This window comes from Micromonospora sp. A200 (assembly GCF_029893845.1).
Classification (GTDB): domain Bacteria; phylum Actinomycetota; class Actinomycetes; order Mycobacteriales; family Micromonosporaceae; genus Micromonospora; species Micromonospora purpureochromogenes.
On sequence record NZ_JARXXY010000006.1, the window covers coordinates 1 to 16,666 of the forward strand.

11 protein-coding genes are annotated in these 16,666 nt (G+C 73.0%); 5 read left to right on the top strand and 6 right to left on the bottom strand.

From position 1 onward, the window contains the following. Positions 1-91: 91 nt before the first annotated feature. Both M2302_RS07845 and M2302_RS07850 read right to left on the bottom strand, forming a co-directional pair. Positions 92-1,501 (bottom strand): class II fumarate hydratase, encoded by a 1,410-nt coding sequence (locus M2302_RS07845; RefSeq protein WP_280837256.1) that lies wholly within the window; start codon positions 1,499-1,501, stop codon positions 92-94. 35 nt (positions 1,502-1,536) lie between these two features. Beyond that, positions 1,537-4,518, bottom strand: a complete 2,982-nt coding sequence (locus M2302_RS07850; RefSeq protein WP_280837423.1) for an AfsR/SARP family transcriptional regulator — start codon at positions 4,516-4,518, stop codon at positions 1,537-1,539. A gap of 418 nt (positions 4,519-4,936) precedes the next feature. Here M2302_RS07850 and M2302_RS07855 point away from each other — a divergent pair, with 418 nt between their 5' ends. Beyond that, a complete protein-coding gene (locus M2302_RS07855) occupies positions 4,937-7,297 on the top strand; it encodes a hypothetical protein (RefSeq protein WP_280837257.1) in 2,361 nt (786 codons plus the stop codon). Between the two features lie 65 nt (positions 7,298-7,362). Here the strand turns inward: M2302_RS07855 and M2302_RS07860 are convergent, their stop codons facing one another. The 3 genes from M2302_RS07860 to M2302_RS07870 all read right to left on the bottom strand — a co-directional run bounded on the left by M2302_RS07860 (position 7,363) and on the right by M2302_RS07870 (position 11,183). Next, the gene (locus tag M2302_RS07860) at positions 7,363-9,030 is read right to left on the bottom strand and encodes a fumarate hydratase (protein ID WP_280837258.1); all 1,668 of its coding nucleotides are present in this window, start codon (positions 9,028-9,030) and stop codon (positions 7,363-7,365) included. 92 nt (positions 9,031-9,122) lie between these two features. Next, entirely contained in the window at positions 9,123-10,586 is a 1,464-nt protein-coding gene (locus M2302_RS07865; RefSeq protein WP_280837259.1) for a PQQ-binding-like beta-propeller repeat protein, read from the bottom strand. A 105-nt stretch (positions 10,587-10,691) separates the two neighbouring features. Beyond that, complete coding sequence (locus M2302_RS07870) at positions 10,692-11,183, bottom strand: Lrp/AsnC family transcriptional regulator (RefSeq protein WP_280837260.1); 492 nt, start codon at positions 11,181-11,183, stop codon at positions 10,692-10,694. Positions 11,184-11,329: 146 nt separating this feature from the next. Here M2302_RS07870 and hppD point away from each other — a divergent pair, with 146 nt between their 5' ends. From hppD to hisC, 4 genes are read left to right on the top strand one after another with little or no spacing between them, the layout of a single operon-like run. Further along, positions 11,330-12,535: a 4-hydroxyphenylpyruvate dioxygenase gene (gene hppD, locus M2302_RS07875; protein WP_280837261.1), complete on the top strand. Its 1,206-nt coding sequence runs from the start codon at positions 11,330-11,332 to the stop codon at positions 12,533-12,535. An 11-nt stretch (positions 12,536-12,546) separates the two neighbouring features. Continuing rightward, positions 12,547-13,257: an RDD family protein gene (locus M2302_RS07880; RefSeq protein WP_280837262.1), complete on the top strand. Its 711-nt coding sequence runs from the start codon at positions 12,547-12,549 to the stop codon at positions 13,255-13,257. Then, positions 13,254-14,201, top strand: a complete 948-nt coding sequence (locus tag M2302_RS07885) for an RDD family protein (RefSeq protein WP_280837263.1) — start codon at positions 13,254-13,256, stop codon at positions 14,199-14,201. Before M2302_RS07880 ends, M2302_RS07885 begins: the two co-directional genes overlap by 4 nt. Beyond that, the gene (hisC, locus tag M2302_RS07890; protein ID WP_280837264.1) at positions 14,198-15,301 is read left to right on the top strand and encodes a histidinol-phosphate transaminase; all 1,104 of its coding nucleotides are present in this window, start codon (positions 14,198-14,200) and stop codon (positions 15,299-15,301) included. The genes M2302_RS07885 and hisC overlap by 4 nt, the downstream gene beginning before the upstream one ends. A 102-nt stretch (positions 15,302-15,403) precedes the next feature. Here the strand turns inward: hisC and M2302_RS07895 are convergent, their stop codons facing one another. After that, positions 15,404-16,642: a PQQ-binding-like beta-propeller repeat protein gene (locus tag M2302_RS07895; RefSeq protein WP_280837265.1), complete on the bottom strand. Its 1,239-nt coding sequence runs from the start codon at positions 16,640-16,642 to the stop codon at positions 15,404-15,406. Positions 16,643-16,666: the final 24 nt, after the last annotated feature.

Here is a 16,666-nt window from a genome sequence, read left to right on the forward strand (position 1 = left end):
CTAGGACTCACCGGTCCAAGGGGTGGGAGTGCTCACTCGCCCGCGGCTACCGGACGTCGAGTCTGCCTCCCAGCCGACCCGACACCTCCCATTAGGGGTGGGTCATGCGGAGGAGGTCGAGGGCCTCGTCGAGCTGGGTCTCGCTGAGCTTGCCGGAGTCCACGTGGCCCCGCGCGATCACCACCTCGCGGATCGAGATCTGCTTGGCCAGCGCCTCCTTGGCGATCGAGGCGGCCTCGTCGTACCCGAGGTGGCGGTTGAGCGGGGTGACGATCGACGGCGACCCCTCCGCGTACGCCAGGCAGACCTCGGCGTCCGCGACCAGGCCGACCACCAGCCGGTCGGCGAAGAGCCGGCTCGACGCGGCCAGCAGGCGGATCGACTCCAGCAGGTTGCGGCCCATCACCGGGAGCATCACGTTCAGCTCGAAGTCGCCCTGGGAGCCGGCGAAGGCGACCGTCGCGTCGTTGCCGATCACCTGCGCGCAGACCTGCCGCATCGCCTCGGCGACCACCGGGTTCACCTTGCCCGGCATGATCGACGAGCCGGGCTGGAGGTCGGGGATGCGCAGCTCGCGCAGGCCGGCGCGGGGGCCGGAGCCCATCCAGCGGATGTCGTTGGCCATCTTGTAGAGCCCGACGGCGACGGTACGCAGTTGCCCGGAGGTCTCCACCAGCGCGTCCCGCGCGCCCTGCGCCTCGAAGTGGTTGCGCGCCTCGGTCAGCGGCAGTCCGGTGGAGGCGCGCAGCTTCTCGATCACCTTCGCGGCGAAGCCGAGCGGGGTGTTGATGCCGGTGCCCACGGCGGTGCCGCCCAGCGGCAGCTCGGCCAGCCGGGGCAGCGCCCCCTCCAGCCGTTCCACGCCGTAGCGGACCTGCGCGGCGTACCCGCCGAACTCCTGCCCGAGGGTGACCGGCGTGGCGTCCATCAGGTGGGTACGGCCGGCCTTGACCACCGTCTCGAACTCCGCCGCCTTCTCCTCCAGCGCGCCGGCCAGATGCTTCAACGCGGGCAGCAGGTCCTCGACCACGGCCTGGGTGGCGGCCAGGTGGATGGAGGACGGGAAGACGTCGTTGCTGGACTGCGAGGCGTTGACGTCGTCGTTCGGGTGCACGTCCCGGCCCAGTTCGCGGCCGGCGAGGGTGGCGATCACCTCGTTGGTGTTCATGTTGGACGACGTGCCCGAGCCGGTCTGGAACACGTCGATCGGGAACTGGTCGTCGTACCCGCCGTCGGCCACGTGCGCGGCGGCGGTGGCGATCGCGGCGGCGACGTCCGCGCCGATCACGCCCAGCTCCCCGTTGACCTGCGCGGCGGCACCCTTGATCTGGGCCAGGGCCTTGATCTGCGCCGGCTCGATGCCGCGCCCCGAGATCGGGAAGTTCTGCACCGCGCGCTGGGTCTGCGCCCGCCACAGCGCCTCGGCGGGCACCTCCACCTCGCCCATCGAGTCGCGTTCGATCCGGTAACCCGCTGCCTCTGGAGTCGTCACGCGTACCATCCTGCCGCGCCCAGCGCCGACTCGCAGATGATCGCTCAGTCCAGCTTCGCCAGCAGCCGGACGACCTCGTGCTGGTCCGGCGACTCGACCTGACGGAACAACGCCAGCGCCCGCATCCAGTGCGAGCGGGCGGCGGTCGGGTCGGTGGCCCGCAGGCAGCGGGCGATGCCGTCGAGCGCCCGCGCCTGCTCGTAGCGGGCACCCAGCCGGGTGGCGTCGGTGAGCACCCGGCGGTGCAGATCCAGCGCGCTGGGGACGTCGCCCTGGTCGAGGATCGCCCGGGCCAGCAGGTTGCGCGACGCGCACTGGCCGATCCGGTCGCCCACCTCCATCATCGCCACCAGCGCCTCCCGGTGCAGGGCCGCGGCCCGCTCGGGCCGCCCGTCCTCCCGCTCCATCACGCCGATCTCGTTGCGCACCTCCCCCTCGCCGTACCGGTTGCCCGTCTGTCGCTTGAGGTGCAGCGCGACCCGCAGGAGTCGGCGGGCGGGTGCCAGGTCGCCCATCCGGTGCCGGATCATGCCGAGATGCCCGACGGCGTGCGAGGTCTGCCGGATGTCCTGCGTCTGGCGAGCCAGCAGGAGGTGCAGCCGGGCGGTGTGCAGGGCTTCCTCGTACCGGCCCCAGCCGAGCAGTGCCAGGCAGAGGTTGTTCTGCAGGTTCGTCAGCTCGGCCGCGTCGTTCAGGCCGGTGATCAGGGCGAGCGCCTCGTCGAACTTGGCCTTGCCCTGCCGGTACTCGCCGTTGCCCGCGTACGAGGCGCCGAGGTTCCACAGCGTGCTGAGCACCTCGCCCCGCAGCCCGAGCCGGCGGCGCAGGTCCAGGGCCACCTCCATCAACCGGATCGCCTCCGGGAAGCGGGCCAGGCGGTAGTACGCCGAGGAGAGGTAGTTCAACATGATGGCGATGGCCACCTCGTCGCCGAGCTCCTCGGCGACCCGGAGGCCTATCGTGTGGGTCTCGATCAGCTCGTCGAGGTGCCCGCCGTCGAAGTTGGGCCGCCAGCAGGCCCGGGCCAGCTGCCAGCTCCGCGCCGGGAAGCCCTCCTCCTCGGCCAGCCGGACCAGGGCGGTGAGCGGGGCCAGGTTCTCCTCGAACCAGGCCCGCCCCCCTGCCGCGCAGGCGGCCACCAGGTCGGGCCGGGTCGGGGTGACAGCCGGGAGGGTGGGGCGGCTGCCGGCCGCCTCCAGCGTCCACGCGATCGCCACCGCCACGTGCAGGTGGTGATCGAGCAGGCGGGCCAGGGCGTCCCGGCGCTCGGCGGCGCGGTCCGTCTCGGCGAGCAGCAGCCGGGCGTACTCGCGGATCAGGTCGTGCAGCCGGTACCGGCCCGGCTCGACCTCCTCGGCCAGGTGCGAGTCGACCAGCTCGTCGAGCAGGTCCTGCGTCTCGGGCAGCGGCAGCTCGGCGAGGGCGGCGGCGACCCGGTTGTCGAACCGTACGCCGGGGTGCAGGCCGAGCAGCCGGAACAACCGCTGGGCCGCCGGCGACACCTGGGCGTACGACAGGGCGAACGCCTGCCCCACCGAGCGGTGCCCGGCGGCCAGCTCGGCCAGCGGGCCGCCCCTGGTGACCAGCCGCTCGGCCAGGTCGGCGACCCGCCAGCGGGGCCGGTGCGCCAACCGCGCGCCGGCCAGCCGGATCGCCAGCGGCAGGTACCCGCAGCGGCGCACCACCTCGGCCGCCTCCTGCGGTTCGGCGGCCACCCGCTCCTGGCCCGCCACCCGGCCGAGCAGTTCGATGCCCTCGTCCGGGTCGAGGACCGGCAGGGAGAAGGGCCGCCCCTCGTCCAGGCCGACCAGCCGGCGACGGCTGGTGATCAGTACCAGGCAGTCCGGGCCGGTGGGCAGCAGCGGCGCTACCTGGTCGGCACCGGCGGCGTTGTCCAGCACCACCAGGGCCCGCCGGCCGGCCAGCTCGCTGCGCCACACCGCGAGCCGGTCGTCCAGGTCCAGCGGGACCCGTTCCGTTGGCACCCCGAGCTGGCGGAGCAGCGTGGCCACCGCCGCGGCGGGCGTCAGCGGGGTCCGTTCGCTGTGCCCGTGCAGGTCCACGAAGAGGTGCGCGTCCGGGTAGCGGTTCGCCAGGGCGGCCGCGACGTGCACCGCCAGGGTGGTCTTGCCGCTGCCGGCCATCCCGTCGATCAGCTGGATCCGGGCGCCCTCCTCCTCGATCTCCTTCACCAGGCGGGCCATCGTCTGCTGCCGGCCGGTGAAGTCGCTGATCGCCCGGGGCAACGACCGGACGGGGGCCACCGGCCGGTTCTCCGGCCCGCCCAGCGCCAGGTCGCCGGCGAGCACCCGCTGGTGCAGCTCCTGCAACGCCGCGCCGGGTTCGATGCCCAGCTCCTCGGCGTAGATCCGCCGGCCCTCCCGGTAGACCGCGAGGGCGTCGGCCTGCCGTCCCATCGCGGAGAGGGCGAGCATCAGCTGGCCGCGCAGCCGTTCCCGCAGCGGGTGCCGGTCGACGCTCTCGGCCAGCTCGTCGACCAGGTCGGCGGCCTGCCGCAGGCGCAGCTCGACGTCGACGCACTCCTCCAGGGCGGCGAGCCGCTGCTCGTCGAGGGTCTGCGACCGCCTGCGCACGGCCCGGCTCCGGATGCCGCTCAACGCCGGCCCGCGCCACAACCCGAGCGCCCGCCGGTAGTGCCGGCGCGCCTCGGCCGGCTGCCCGGCCGCTACCGCGGCGCGGGCGGCCTCGACCGTACGGGCGAAGACCTCGAAGTCCAGGTCGGCCGGTTCGACGCGGATGCCGTAGCCGACCGGGTCGGTGACGATCACATCGGCCGGCAGGCCGAGCGCGGCGAGCCGCTGGCGCAGCCGCGAGACGCAACTGTGCAACTGGGCCTTGGCGGTGGCCGGCGGGCGTTCCTCCCAGACCGCGTCGACCAGTTCCTCCACCGGTACGACCCGACCGGCACGCAGCAGCAGCATGGCGAGCACGACCCGGTCCCGACCTGCGGTGACGGTGGCCTCGCCGCCGCCGACCCGCAGAGGTCCCAGGATCCCGAACCGCATCCGCTCCCCCCGCGCGCCGTGGTGCAACTTCCCGCAGCGTAGCCCGCCGGTGCCGGCTCGCCCCGTCCAGGCGATAGCGATCCGATAGCGGAACGACAGTGGCGGAGCCGAGACTCTTCGTGGGTTGTCGGTGACGACATCCGACGGGGGCGGTGCGCCCGGCCGGCGAACACCCGGTTGGGCGCACCGATGTCGACGTGCGGCAGGCGAGCAGGGACGCTAGGCGTCCCGCCGCCCACCTCCCCCGGCGTCCGCGAAGCGCCGGCGTCCGGCCGAAAGTCGGGCGCGCCAGCCCACTCACACACTTAAGATCATCACGATCCTCTCACTCCCACCGGAGGCTTCCACCTTGCCCGAAAACGGCGGTTCCACCGGCGTGCCCACCGCACGCCGCCGACGCGTACCGCGCCGGTTCCTTATGGCAGGCCTCGCGGCCCTGCTCACCACCACGGGCGCCCTGGCGGTCACCGGCCAGCCGGCGTCGGCCCTGCAGAACTACGTCCAGCCGGTCGAGGTGGCCTGGACCGACAACGCCCAGCCCACCCGGTCCTTCCCGGCCGAGGACGCCGCCCTCCCGGTCGGCAGCTGGCAGACCGCCGCCGGGGACAAGCACACCTCCCGGGCGTACTTCACCTTCGACCTCAGCCCCTACCTGGGGCAGCGGATCATCAGCGCCCGAGCGGTGGCCGGCGAGCGGTCGGTCAACGACTGCGACAAGCCGCGCGAGCTCCAGCTCTGGCGGACCGAGAACCCGACCACCGCACCCACCTGGAAGTCGGCGCCCGCCGCCGTCAAGAAGCTCGCCGACCTCGACGTCCCCGGCGCGCCCTGCCCGTCGACCTACCTGACCACCCTGGTCACCGACGAGGTGCGCGCGGCGATCGCGGCGAGGCAGAGCAGGATCACGTTCATGCTCCGCGTCGGCGAGCACGAGAACGGCCTCCAGTGGGGTCGGCGGGTGAACACGCTGGGCGTCTCGCTGGAGCACAACCACGCGCCGAACGCCCCCGACAAGCTCAGCGCCGGCGGCCTCGCCTGCCGGGACGACCTGTTCATCGGCACCACCCGGCCGGAGTTCCAGGCCGAGGTGACCGACCCGGACGTCAACGAGACCGGCGGCGGTGACCAGCTCACGGCGACCTTCGCCTGGTGGCCGGTGGACCGGCCCGCCGAGCGGACCGAGTTCGACTACTCAGCGTCGATGCCCTCGGGCTACCGTTTCCGGTACACCGTGCCGGACGGGGTGATGGTGCACGGCGGCACGTACGCTTTCACCGTCCGTGCCACGGACCAGTACGGCGACACCTCGGACTGGGCGTCGGAGTGCCGGTTCACCGTCGACACCCGGGTCCCGGCGCGGCCGATGGTCAGCTCCAGCGAGTACCCGGCGGCGCCGTATGAGCCGACGGCCTTCGGGCCGGGCATCCCCGGTACCTTCACCTTCTCCCCAAACGGCTCGGACGACGTGGTGAAGTACGAGTACACGAGCTGGGACAGCGGCTTCGGTACGGTGCCTGCCGACGGTCCCGGCGGCACGGCAACCGTCAAGTACACCCCGAAGAATGCCGGTCACCACCGGCTCGAGGTGTCCAGCATCGACCGGACCGGCAACCACTCCGCGACCACCATGTACGAGTTCTACGTCCGGCAGACCGCCCCGCGGATCACCGACGGGAACCCGACCGGCGGATTCGGCGAGCCCCGCGAGCTGACCTTCACGCCCGGCATGGAGAACGTGGTCGAGTACAGCTGGCAGTTCAACGACGGCGAGCCGGCCACCGTGCGGGCCGACGCTGACGGCACCGCGAAGGTGACCGTCACGCCCCGCCGGGGCGGCGCCAACATGGTCACGGTCACCAGCCGAACCTCGGACGACCTGCCCAGCGGCACCGGCGAGTACTACTTCTACCTGGCCAGCACGCCGACCATCTCCTCGCCGGACTTCCCGCTGGACGGCAGTGACGGCCCGCTCGCCGGCACGCCCGGCACGTTTACCTTCGCCCCTGGCATGCCCGGCGTGACCGAGTATGTCTGGTCGGTCGGCGGCGGTGCGCACCACACGGTAGCGGCGAAGGAGGACGGCACCGCCACCGTTGCGTACACCCCGACGGAGGCCGGCTTCCAGTGGATCGAGGTGTTCAGCCGGACCGCCGACGGAGACGAGTCGGAGACCGCCTCGGGATACTTCATGATGTTCTCGCACGCCCCCGAGGTCACCTCGTCGGAATATCCCGCCTACCAGGAGAGTGGCGGACCGGGCATGACCGGCCAGTTCACCTTCCGTCCGGCTCGCGACGGCGTCACCGGCTACGTCTACGACTTCGGCGACGGCCCGAAGACGGTGACGGCGGCGGCCGACGGTACCGCCACCATCGATTGGACCCCACAGTCGTACCGGGTGGACACGAGGGGCCTGGTGCGGCTCAAGGTGCGCGAGAAGATCGGCGACATCGTCTCCGACGAGACCGAGTACGGCTTCTACCTCGGCAAGCTGGCACCGACGGTGACCAGCCAGGACTACCCGCCGAGCGGCGAGGTGGGCGGCCCGGGGATCGCGGGTAGCTTCACGCTGACCGCCCACGTGCCGGGCTCCACCGAGTTCGTTTACCGACACGGCACCGAGGAGAAGACCGTGCCGGCCGGTCCCGACGGCACCGCCACCGTCACCCTCACCCCGACCGAGGTCGGTGGCAACTACCTGTACGTCTCCAGCCGTACCGACTCGGGCATCACGTCCGGAGAGGGCGTCTACTACTTCACCGTGGCCAACCCGAACTGACGGGCGACACGAAAAGGGGCGCCGGGCGGAATCCCGCCCGGCGCCCCTTTCGCGTACGTGAGGGGTCAGCGGCGCCCGACGGTCAGCACCGGCTTGGTGACCTCGGCGAAGAAGTCGTTGCCCTTGTCGTCGACCACGATGAACGCCGGGAAGTCCTCGACCTGGATCTTCCAGACCGCCTCCATGCCCAGCTCCGGGTATTCGAGCACCTCGACGTGCTTGATGCAGTCCTGGGCCAGGCGGGCCGCCGGGCCGCCGATCGAGCCGAGGTAGAAGCCGCCGTGCTGGTGGCAGGAGCGGGTGACCTGGGACGAGCGGTTGCCCTTGGCGAGCATCACCTGGGAGCCGCCGGCGGCCTGGAACTTCTCCACGTAGGCGTCCATCCGGCCGGCGGTGGTCGGGCCGAACGAGCCGGAGGCGTAGCCCTCCGGGGTCTTGGCCGGGCCGGCGTAGTAGACGGCGTGGTCGCGCAGGTACTGCGGCATCGGCTCGCCCGCGTCCAGCCGCTCGGCGATCTTCGCGTGGGCGATGTCCCGGGCGACGACCAGCGGGCCGGTCAGCGACAGCCGGGTCTTCACCGGGTACTTCGACAGCTCGGCGCGGATCTCGTCCATCGGCCGGTTGAGGTCGACCTTGACGACCAGCTCGGCGTCCAGCGTCTCGTCGGTGACGTCGGGCAGGAACCGGGCCGGGTCGGTCTCCAGCCGCTCCAGCCAGACGCCCGACGGGGTGATCTTGGCGACCGCCTGCCGGTCGGCGGAGCAGGAGACGGCGATCGCCACCGGGCAGGAGGCGCCGTGCCGGGGCAGCCGGACGACCCGCACGTCGTGGCAGAAGTACCGGCCGCCGAACTGCGCGCCGATGCCGAAGTTGCGGGTCAGCTCCAGCACCTGCGCCTCCAGCTCCAGGTCCCGGAAGCCGTGCGCGGTCATCGAGCCGGCGGTGGGCAGCGCGTCGAGGTACTTGGCCGAGGCGTACTTGGCGGTCTTCAGGGCGTACTCGGCGGAGGTGCCGCCGATGACGATGGCCAGGTGGTACGGCGGGCAGGCTGCGGTGCCGATGAGCCGCAGCTTCTCCTCCAGGAACTGCATCATCCGCGTCGGATTCAACAGCGCCTTGGTCTCCTGGTAGAGGTAGGACTTGTTGGCCGAGCCGCCGCCCTTGGCCATGAAGAGGAACTTGTACGCGTCCGGGTGCCCGTCCGGGTCCTCGGCGTAGAGCTCCACCTGGGCCGGCAGGTTGCTGCCGGTGTTCCGCTCGTCCCACATGGTCAGCGGGGCGAGCTGCGAGTAGCGCAGGTTGAGCCGGGTGTACGCCTGGTAGACACCGCGCGAGATCGCCTCGGCGTCGGCGCCGTCGGTGAGCACGTGCCGGCCGCGCTTGCCCATCACGATCGCGGTGCCGGTGTCCTGGCACATCGGCAGCACGCCGCCGGCGGCGATGTTGGCGTTGCGCAGCAGGTCGAGCGCGACGAACCGGTCGTTCGGCGAGGCGGCCGGGTCGTCGATGATCGACCGGAGCTGGGCCAGGTGGGCGGGGCGCAGGAAGTGGGCGATGTCGTGCATCGCCTCGGCGGTCAGCGCGGTCAACGCGGCGGGCTCCACGGTGAGGAACCGACGGCCACCCGGGCCGTTGACGACATCGACGCCCTCGTCGGTGACCAGGCGGTACTCCGTCTGGTCCGGACCGGTCGGCAGCAAGGGGGCGTACGAGAACGCGGCGGCACTGCTCATGACGGGAAAGCCTAGGGCAGACCGGTCGATCGGTGGCACCCGCCGGGTGCGTCGTGGGATGCCGCTCTCACCCGGGGCGGGGCCCGCCGCGCTCAGCCGTCGTTTTCACCCGGGTCGGGGCAGAGTTCCCGCTTCGGCCCGCAGTCCGGTTGCTCCCCGGGGCCGCCCCCGGTGGCAGGGCCGGGGGAACCTCCGGTGTCGGGGCCGGGGTCGGGGACCCCGCCACCGTCGGGCGGCGGCTCGGCGCCACCACCGCCGAACCGGACGTACCCGATCTCCCGCCCCTCGCCGATGATCATGCCGTCCGGCCCGACCGCGAGCGCGTTGGCGCTGGTCCGCAGCACCACCAGTTCCCGACCGGTCCGCGGGTCGAGTGCGACCAGCCGGTTCGGCTTGTCCTGGGTGACGATCGCCGCGTACGGGGTGAGCGCCGCGCCCGCCCGGTCGCCGGCGGGGCGGTTCCAGCGGACCCGGTCGACGCCCAACTCCCGGCCGACGACGGTGTCCTTGTCGGCGGTGCGCACCAGCGCGTACCGGTCGTCGACGGCGAGCAGCTTCTCGCCCTCCGCGTCGACGAGCAGCAACCGCCCGTCGTACCCGTCGATGACCGCCTCCCGGCCGTCCGGCGCCACGCCGATCAGCACGTTCCGCGCGCCCTGCGGGTCCTCCCGCTGCACGCAGCCGGCGCTGTCGGCGGTGCGCAGGTTGACCCCGGCCTTGCGCCACGCCTCCTGGCCCGTGGCCGGGTCGCGGGCGGAGATGGCGTACTGGCAGGTGCCGTCCCGGGAGACGGCGCTGATCCGCAGCATCCGGCCGCCGATCACGGCGAGCCGCTCGTCCCGCCCGGGCTCGACGTTCTGCACCACCCGCCCGGTGGCGGTGTCCACCACGTGCACCCGGCCGTCGACCGGGAAGCCGAGCAGCGGCGGCACCGACTCGGGGCCGGCCACCCCGCCGTCGATCCGGGGCGCGGTGAGCCGGCGGGTGCCGAGCAGGTTGGGGTTGTCGGCGAACAGGCCGGTGCTGACCCCGGGCAGGAACGCCGTCCAGAGTGGCCGGGTGCCGCGCGGGTCCCAGGCGGTCAGGGTGCAGTCGGTCGGCTCGACGCAGTGCGCGTCGAGCAGCATGTTCCGGTACGTCCAGACGGCCACCGCGTCGTCGTCGCGCCGGCGCACCACCCCGGTCGTCGGGTCGAGCAGTTCGTACCCCTTGACCAGCAGCTTGCCCACGGCGACGACCGGGTCCCGGGTCCCGCCGGCCACCGCCGCCCAGTCCGCCTTGCGCTCCCAGAGCTGCGTGCCGGTGGCCAGGCTGCGCGCCTCGACCCGGGTCCTCTGCTCGATCACGACGGTGTCCCCGGCGATGGTCACGCTCTTCGGGGTGCCGCCGATGCGCTGCTGCCAGACCACGTCCGGGTCGGAGATCGGCTGCCGCCGGTCGACCCAGTCCCAGATCGCGGGGAACGGGTTCCAGACCCCGGTGGCGGTGAGCACGACCACGGTGACGAGCCCCAGCAGCAACCAGCCGCGTACGCCAAGGCCCTTCACACCGCACACGGTAGCGACGATCACCGAACTCCCCCGGCCCCGCGCCGGAGTGTCGCCGCCCTTTCTGCGCGCCGGCCCGGGTGCCGGGGCTGCCCGGCGCGGGAGCGCGGGGCGTCAGCGGGGCGCGGCGGCGGAGCGGACCAGGGGCAGGACGCGGTACGGGATCTGCTCGGCCAGCGCGATGATCGTGGAGGCGCGGCGGATGCCCTCGTACGAGACGATCTGGTCGATCACCCGCTGGAGGTCGGTGTTGGACCTGGCGACGATCCGGCAGAGCAGGTCGCTGGAGCCGGTGATGGTGTGCGCCTCCAGCACCTCGGGGATGGCCGCCAGGTGGGCGGTCACCGCGTCGTGGCCGTGCCGCTGGCTGATCTCCAGGGTGACGAAGCTGGTCACCCCGAAGCCGATCGCGGCCGGCGAGACGTTCGGCCCGAAGCCGCCGATCACCCGCCGCTCGACCAGCTTGTCCAGCCGGGCCTGGACGGTGCCCCGGGCCACCCCGAGCCGGCGGGAACACTCCAGCACCCCGATCCGCGGCTCGTCGGCGAGCAACTGGATCAACCTGGCGTCCAGTTCGTCGAGCTGTACATCCTGCCCAGCGTTCATGTTTCAACACTCTACCGAATGTGCAGGATGACCAGCGGAAACGGCGACGGTTGCCCAGTGCGCCGGATCACGGCGATCCTCCTGGCAAGAGCATCGGAAACACCGCGGCGGCCCACGAGGCCGGCCGGTACGCAAGGGAGGACACCATGACCCAGGCGATCGACCGACCCCAGTCGACCGAGGAGGTCGACGTCGACGCCCTCGTCGGCGCCGTCGACCACGACATCACCCGGGACCCGTTCCCGGTCAAGGGCCTCGACCACGTGCACTTCCTGGTCGGCAACGCCAAGCAGGCCGCGCACTACTACTCCACCGCCTTCGGCATGACCTGTGTGGCGTACCGGGGGCCGGAGCAGGGCTACCGGGACCACGCCCAGTACGTGCTGACCAGCGGCTCGGCCCGGTTCGTGCTGACCGGCGCGGTCCGCCCGGACGCCGTCGGCGCCGACCACGTCGCCAAGCACAGCGACGGCGTCTCCGACATCGCGCTGGAGGTGCCGGACGTCGACGCCGCGTACGCGCACGCCACCGCGCAGGGCGCGACCGGCCTGGTCGAGCCGCACGACCTCACCGACGAGCACGGCACCGTGCGGATGGCCGCCATCGCCGCCTACGGCGACACCCGGCACACCCTGGTCGACCGGTCCCGCTACACCGGCCCGTTCCTGCCCGGCTTCGTCGCCCGCGGCCCGATCGTGGACCGCCGGCCAATGATCGACGCCGGCCTCCAGCCGAAGCGCTTCTTCCAGGCGGTCGACCACGTGGTCGGCAACGTCGAGCTCGGCCGGATGGACGAGTGGGTGGAGTTCTACAAGCGGGTCATGGGCTTCTCGAACATGGCCGAGTTCGTCGGCGACGACATCGCCACCGACTACTCGGCGCTGATGAGCAAGGTCGTCGCCAACGGCACCCGCAAGGTGAAGTTCCCGCTCAACGAGCCGGCGATCGCCCGCAAGAAGTCGCAGATCGACGAGTACCTGGAGTTCTACCAGGGCCCGGGCGCCCAGCACATCGCCGTGGCCACCAACGACATCCTGGCCAGCGTGGACGCGATGCGGGCCGCCGGCGTCGAGTTCCTGGACACCCCGGACTCCTACTACGACGACCCGGAGCTGCGCGCCCGGATCGGCGAGGTCCGGGTGCCGATCGAGGAGCTGAAGTCCCGCAAGATCCTGGTCGACCGGGACGAGGACGGCTACCTGCTCCAGATCTTCACCAAGCCGGTGCAGGACCGCCCGACCGTCTTCTTCGAGCTCATCGAGCGGCACGGCTCGCTCGGCTTCGGCAAGGGCAACTTCAAGGCGCTCTTCCAGGCGATCGAGCGGGAGCAGGAAGCGCGCGGCAACCTGTAACACTGTCGAGCGTGACGCAGCCTCCGACGTACCCGACGCCGCCGGCCGGTGGGCCCTCGCCCGCCGCCGGCGGCTTCGCGCCGCCCTCCGGTCCCACCCCCCAGGGGTACGCCGTCCCGCCGCAGCCCGGCCCGTACTCCGGCCTGCCGACCTATCCGGCGGGGCCGCCCGGCGCGCCGCCCCGGCTTCCCTTCCCGGCCGTGCCGGTCGCACCGAACGGCCAGCCGCTGGCGAGCTTCGGCGACCGGCTGCTGGCCGTGCTGATCGACGGTCTGGTGATCATGGCGGCCTGCATGGTCGTCATCGTGCCCGCGGTGATCGCCTTCTTCGTCTGGATGATGCCGGACCTGACCGCCACCGCGCCCGACGGCACCCTGGAGTCGGACCCGTTCGCGGACTTCCTGCTGCCCTTCCTGGCCCTGGAAGCCGCGATCTTCCTGTTCGCTCTCGGTGTCACCTACCTGTTCCACGTAGAAATGATGTTCAAGACCGGGCAGACGGTCGGCAAGCGCGTGATGAAACTGCGCGTGGTGCCGATCGACCCGACCCAGCGGCTCGACCGCAGGGCCGCGGCGAAGCGGTGGCTCGCGCACCAGGTCGGCGGGTCGTTCATCCCGGGCTTCAGCTACCTCGACGGCCTCTGGCAGCTCTGGGACAAGCCCTGGCAGCAGTGCCTCCACGACAAGTTCGCCCGCACCGTCGTCGTTAAGGTGTCCGGGTGAGCGTTGAACCAGGCTGGTACGTCGACCCCGCCGAGCCCACCACCAGGCGTTGGTGGGACGGCGAGGGTTGGGTCGGCGCGCCCGTCCCGGTCGACGTCACCCCGCCCGAGGGCCCACCGCCGCCGGAGCCGCCGCCCGCGCCCGAGCCGCCGGCCTCACCGGCCGTGCCGGCCACCGGGTTCCCGGCGCCCCCCGGTCCCGGCCCGGGGGGTGTCGGCGCACCGCACGGCCAGGGCGTCCCGCCCGGCGTCGGACTGCCGCCCGGCCCGGGCGCGGGCCATCCCCAGGGGCCGCCGCCGGGCTGGCCGTACCCCACCTGGCCGGGGCGCCCGCCGGAGCCGCGCCCGCACGGCCTGCCGCTGGCCGGCTACGGCGCCCGACTGGTCGCCCGCCTGATCGACCTCGGTCTGCTCCTCCTGCTCAACGTGCTGGTCAACGGCTGGTTCGTCTACCGGTACGTCCGCGAGCTCTCCCCCGCCCTCGACGAGGCGTGGCGGCGGGCCACCACGGGCGACACCACCAACGCGCCGCTGCCGGCCCCCGGTGAGCAGGCGGCCGGCCTCCAGATCGCCATCCTGGTGATCGCCACCGCGCTCTGGTTCGCGTACGAGGTGCCGGCGATGGCCGCCAGCGGGCAGACCTTCGGCAAGCGGGTGATGCGGATCCGGGCGGTGCCCGTCGAGGCGGACCAGCCGCTCGGCTTCGGCCGGGCGACCCGCCGGTGGAGCACGCTGGGCATGCCCACCCTGCTCTGGTACTGCTGCGGTTTCGGCCTGCTCCTCCAACTCGTCGACGCGGTCTCGGTCCTCTTCGACCACCCGCTGCGCCAGGCGCTGCACGACAAGCGCGCCCAGACCGTCGTGGTGCGGCTGCCGCAATCCGGCGGTCCCGCCACCCCCGCCACCCCGCACGACCGTGCCGACTCCCCGGGAGCCACCCCATGACCGACACCGGACGTCACCAGCCCGCGCTGCGCCTGACCCGCGCCGACCTGGACGCGTTGCCGACCTACGTGCCGGGTCGCAGCCCCGCCGACCTGGCCCGGGAGCTGGGCCTGCCGGAGGCGATCAAGCTGGCCAGCAACGAGGTGCCGTACGGGCCGCTGCCCGGGGTGGTCGAGGCGGTCACCGAGGCGGTCACCGGCTCGCACCGCTACCCGGACATGGGCGTGGTGGCGCTGCGCCAGGCGCTGGCTGAGCGGTACGGGGTGGACGCCGACCGGATCGCCACCGGCTGCGGTTCGGTGGCGCTGGCCGAGCACCTGGTCCGGGCCACCTGCCTGCCCGGCGACGAGCTGCTCTACTCGTGGCGGTCGTTCGAGGCGTACCCGATCATCGCGGCGACCAGCGGCGCGACCAGCGTCCGGGTGCCCAACGACGCCGGCCACGGCCACGACCTGGCGGCGATGGCCGCGGCGGTGACCGACCGGACCCGGATGGTGCTGGTCTGCAACCCGAACAACCCCACCGGTACGGCCGTGCGCCGGGCGGAGCTGGACCGGTTCCTCGACTCCGTCGGCGAGGACGTGCTGGTCGTCATCGACGAGGCGTACCGCGAGTTCGTCACCGACCCGGAGGTGCCGGACGGCCTGACCTACCTGGACCGGCCGAACGTGGTGGTGCTGCGCACGCTCTCCAAGGCCTGGGGGCTGGCCGGGCTGCGGATCGGCTTCCTGGTCGCCGCCCCGGAGGTGGCCGCGGCCGTGCGCAAGGTGGTCACCCCCTTCTCCACCAGCATGGCCGCCCAGGCCGGCGCGCTGGCCGCGCTGGCGCAGGCGGACGAGGTGGAGCGGCGCTGCGCGCTGGTCGTCGCCGAGCGGGACCGGGTCACCGAGGCGCTGCGCAAGTTGGTCCCGGACGTGCCGTCCAGCCAGGCCAACTTCGTCTGGCTGCCGCTGGGCGACCGGGCGGTGGACTTCGGCAAGGCGTGCGAGGCGCGCGGTGTGATCGTCCGGCCATTCGCCGGCGACGGGGTGCGGGTCACCATCGGCACCCCGGCCGAGAACGACGCCTTCCTGGCCGCGGCGGAGTCCGCGCTGGCCTGAGCCCGGGACCGGTCCGCCTCCGCCAACCCCGATCGGAGGCGGACCGACACCGGCATGCTATGCAGCTTTTGCCGGCTTTTGTCCTATTTATCGGTCATTCGCTCAGGTCGCGGCGAGCACGACCGGCTCGGCCATCAGGAAGTACCCCTGGTCGTCGTCGTCCGGGCGGGCCCGCTCGCGCAACCGTTCCACGGCCACGTAGCCGTCGGCCGCGTACGCCAGCCCCGGCACCCAGCCGATCCCGTCCTGCCCGAGGGTGAACGGGAAGCGGGACCGCTGCGCCCCGGTCCGCGGGTCCAGGGTGATCAGGTCCCGCTGCCGGCTCAGCACGTGCACCCGGCCGGGCTGGACCGCGATCACCCGCACCTCGCCCAGGTCGCCACGCCGCCACCGCTTCTCTCCGGTGCGCGCGTCCCAGCCGGTCAGCACGCCGTCGGTGACCGCGATGGCGAACTCGCCGGAGAGGGTGACGCCGTCGGCGCCCAGGGCCGGCGCGGGACGCGGCTCACCGGGGCCGACCAGCCAGCCCTGGCCGTCCGAGGTACGCAGGCCCCGGCACTGCGAGCGCGGGGTCAGGCACCCCAGCGCCGTGACGGCCAGCTCCGGGCCGGCGCCGGGAGGACGCCACCGGGTGCCCACCGCGCCGGTCGTCGCGTCGCGGAACTCCACCACCGCCGGGCCGGCACAGGCGTCCACCGACAGGACCTGGCCGGCGGCCGTGGTCCCGAGATCGGTCCGGCAGTCGGCGTCACCGGCGGCCCGCCACAGCTCCCGCCCGTCGGCCAGCGCGTACCCGCGCAGGTCGCCCGCGCCGGACACCACCAGCGTCGTCCGACCACCCGGACCCGACGCGAGGAAGATCCCCCGCGGGTCCCAGACGATGGCCGCGCCGGTGCGCCGGGACGGGAAGCCCTTCCCCGGCGCCGGGCCGTCGGCCCGCCAGGCCACCTTCCCGGTACGGCCGTCCAGCGCGACGATCTTCCCGTCGGACCAGCGGCTCACCACCGTGGTACCCGCCACCAGCACCCCGTTGAGCTGGGCCGGCCACCGCCGGTACGACCAGAACGGGGTGACCCGGTGCTTACTGTCGGCCGGCCGGTCGGCGTAAACCTGGCGCTGCGCCGCGTACACCCGGAGCCGACCGTCGACGATCAGCGGTGCGGCGGGCAGTCGACCCACCACCCCGGTCGCCGGAGTGTCCAGGGGCGGCAGGTCGTCCTGGGCGGGCGTGACGACCTCGGCCGGGGCCAGCACCCGGTAGCCGATGGCGCCGACGACCCCGAGGGCGAGCAGCGCCGCGACCGCGACGGTGATCCGTCGCCGGCCCTTCGGGACACCCATGCACACCTCCGCCCGGCACCCTAC

Bases quoted from the DNA above. Each gene is read 5' to 3' on its own strand.
- M2302_RS07845 (WP_280837256.1), bottom strand. From the start codon at position 1,501: ATGGTACGCGTGACGACTCCAGAGGCAGCGGGTTACCGGATCGAACGC.
- M2302_RS07850 (WP_280837423.1), bottom strand. From the start codon at position 4,518: ATGCGGTTCGGGATCCTGGGACCTCTGCGGGTCGGCGGCGGCGAGGCC.
- M2302_RS07855 (WP_280837257.1), top strand. From the start codon at position 4,937: ATGGCAGGCCTCGCGGCCCTGCTCACCACCACGGGCGCCCTGGCGGTC.
- M2302_RS07860 (WP_280837258.1), bottom strand. From the start codon at position 9,030: ATGAGCAGTGCCGCCGCGTTCTCGTACGCCCCCTTGCTGCCGACCGGT.
- M2302_RS07870 (WP_280837260.1), bottom strand. From the start codon at position 11,183: ATGAACGCTGGGCAGGATGTACAGCTCGACGAACTGGACGCCAGGTTG.
- hppD (WP_280837261.1), top strand. From the start codon at position 11,330: ATGACCCAGGCGATCGACCGACCCCAGTCGACCGAGGAGGTCGACGTC.
- hisC (WP_280837264.1), top strand. From the start codon at position 14,198: ATGACCGACACCGGACGTCACCAGCCCGCGCTGCGCCTGACCCGCGCC.
- M2302_RS07895 (WP_280837265.1), bottom strand. From the start codon at position 16,642: ATGGGTGTCCCGAAGGGCCGGCGACGGATCACCGTCGCGGTCGCGGCG.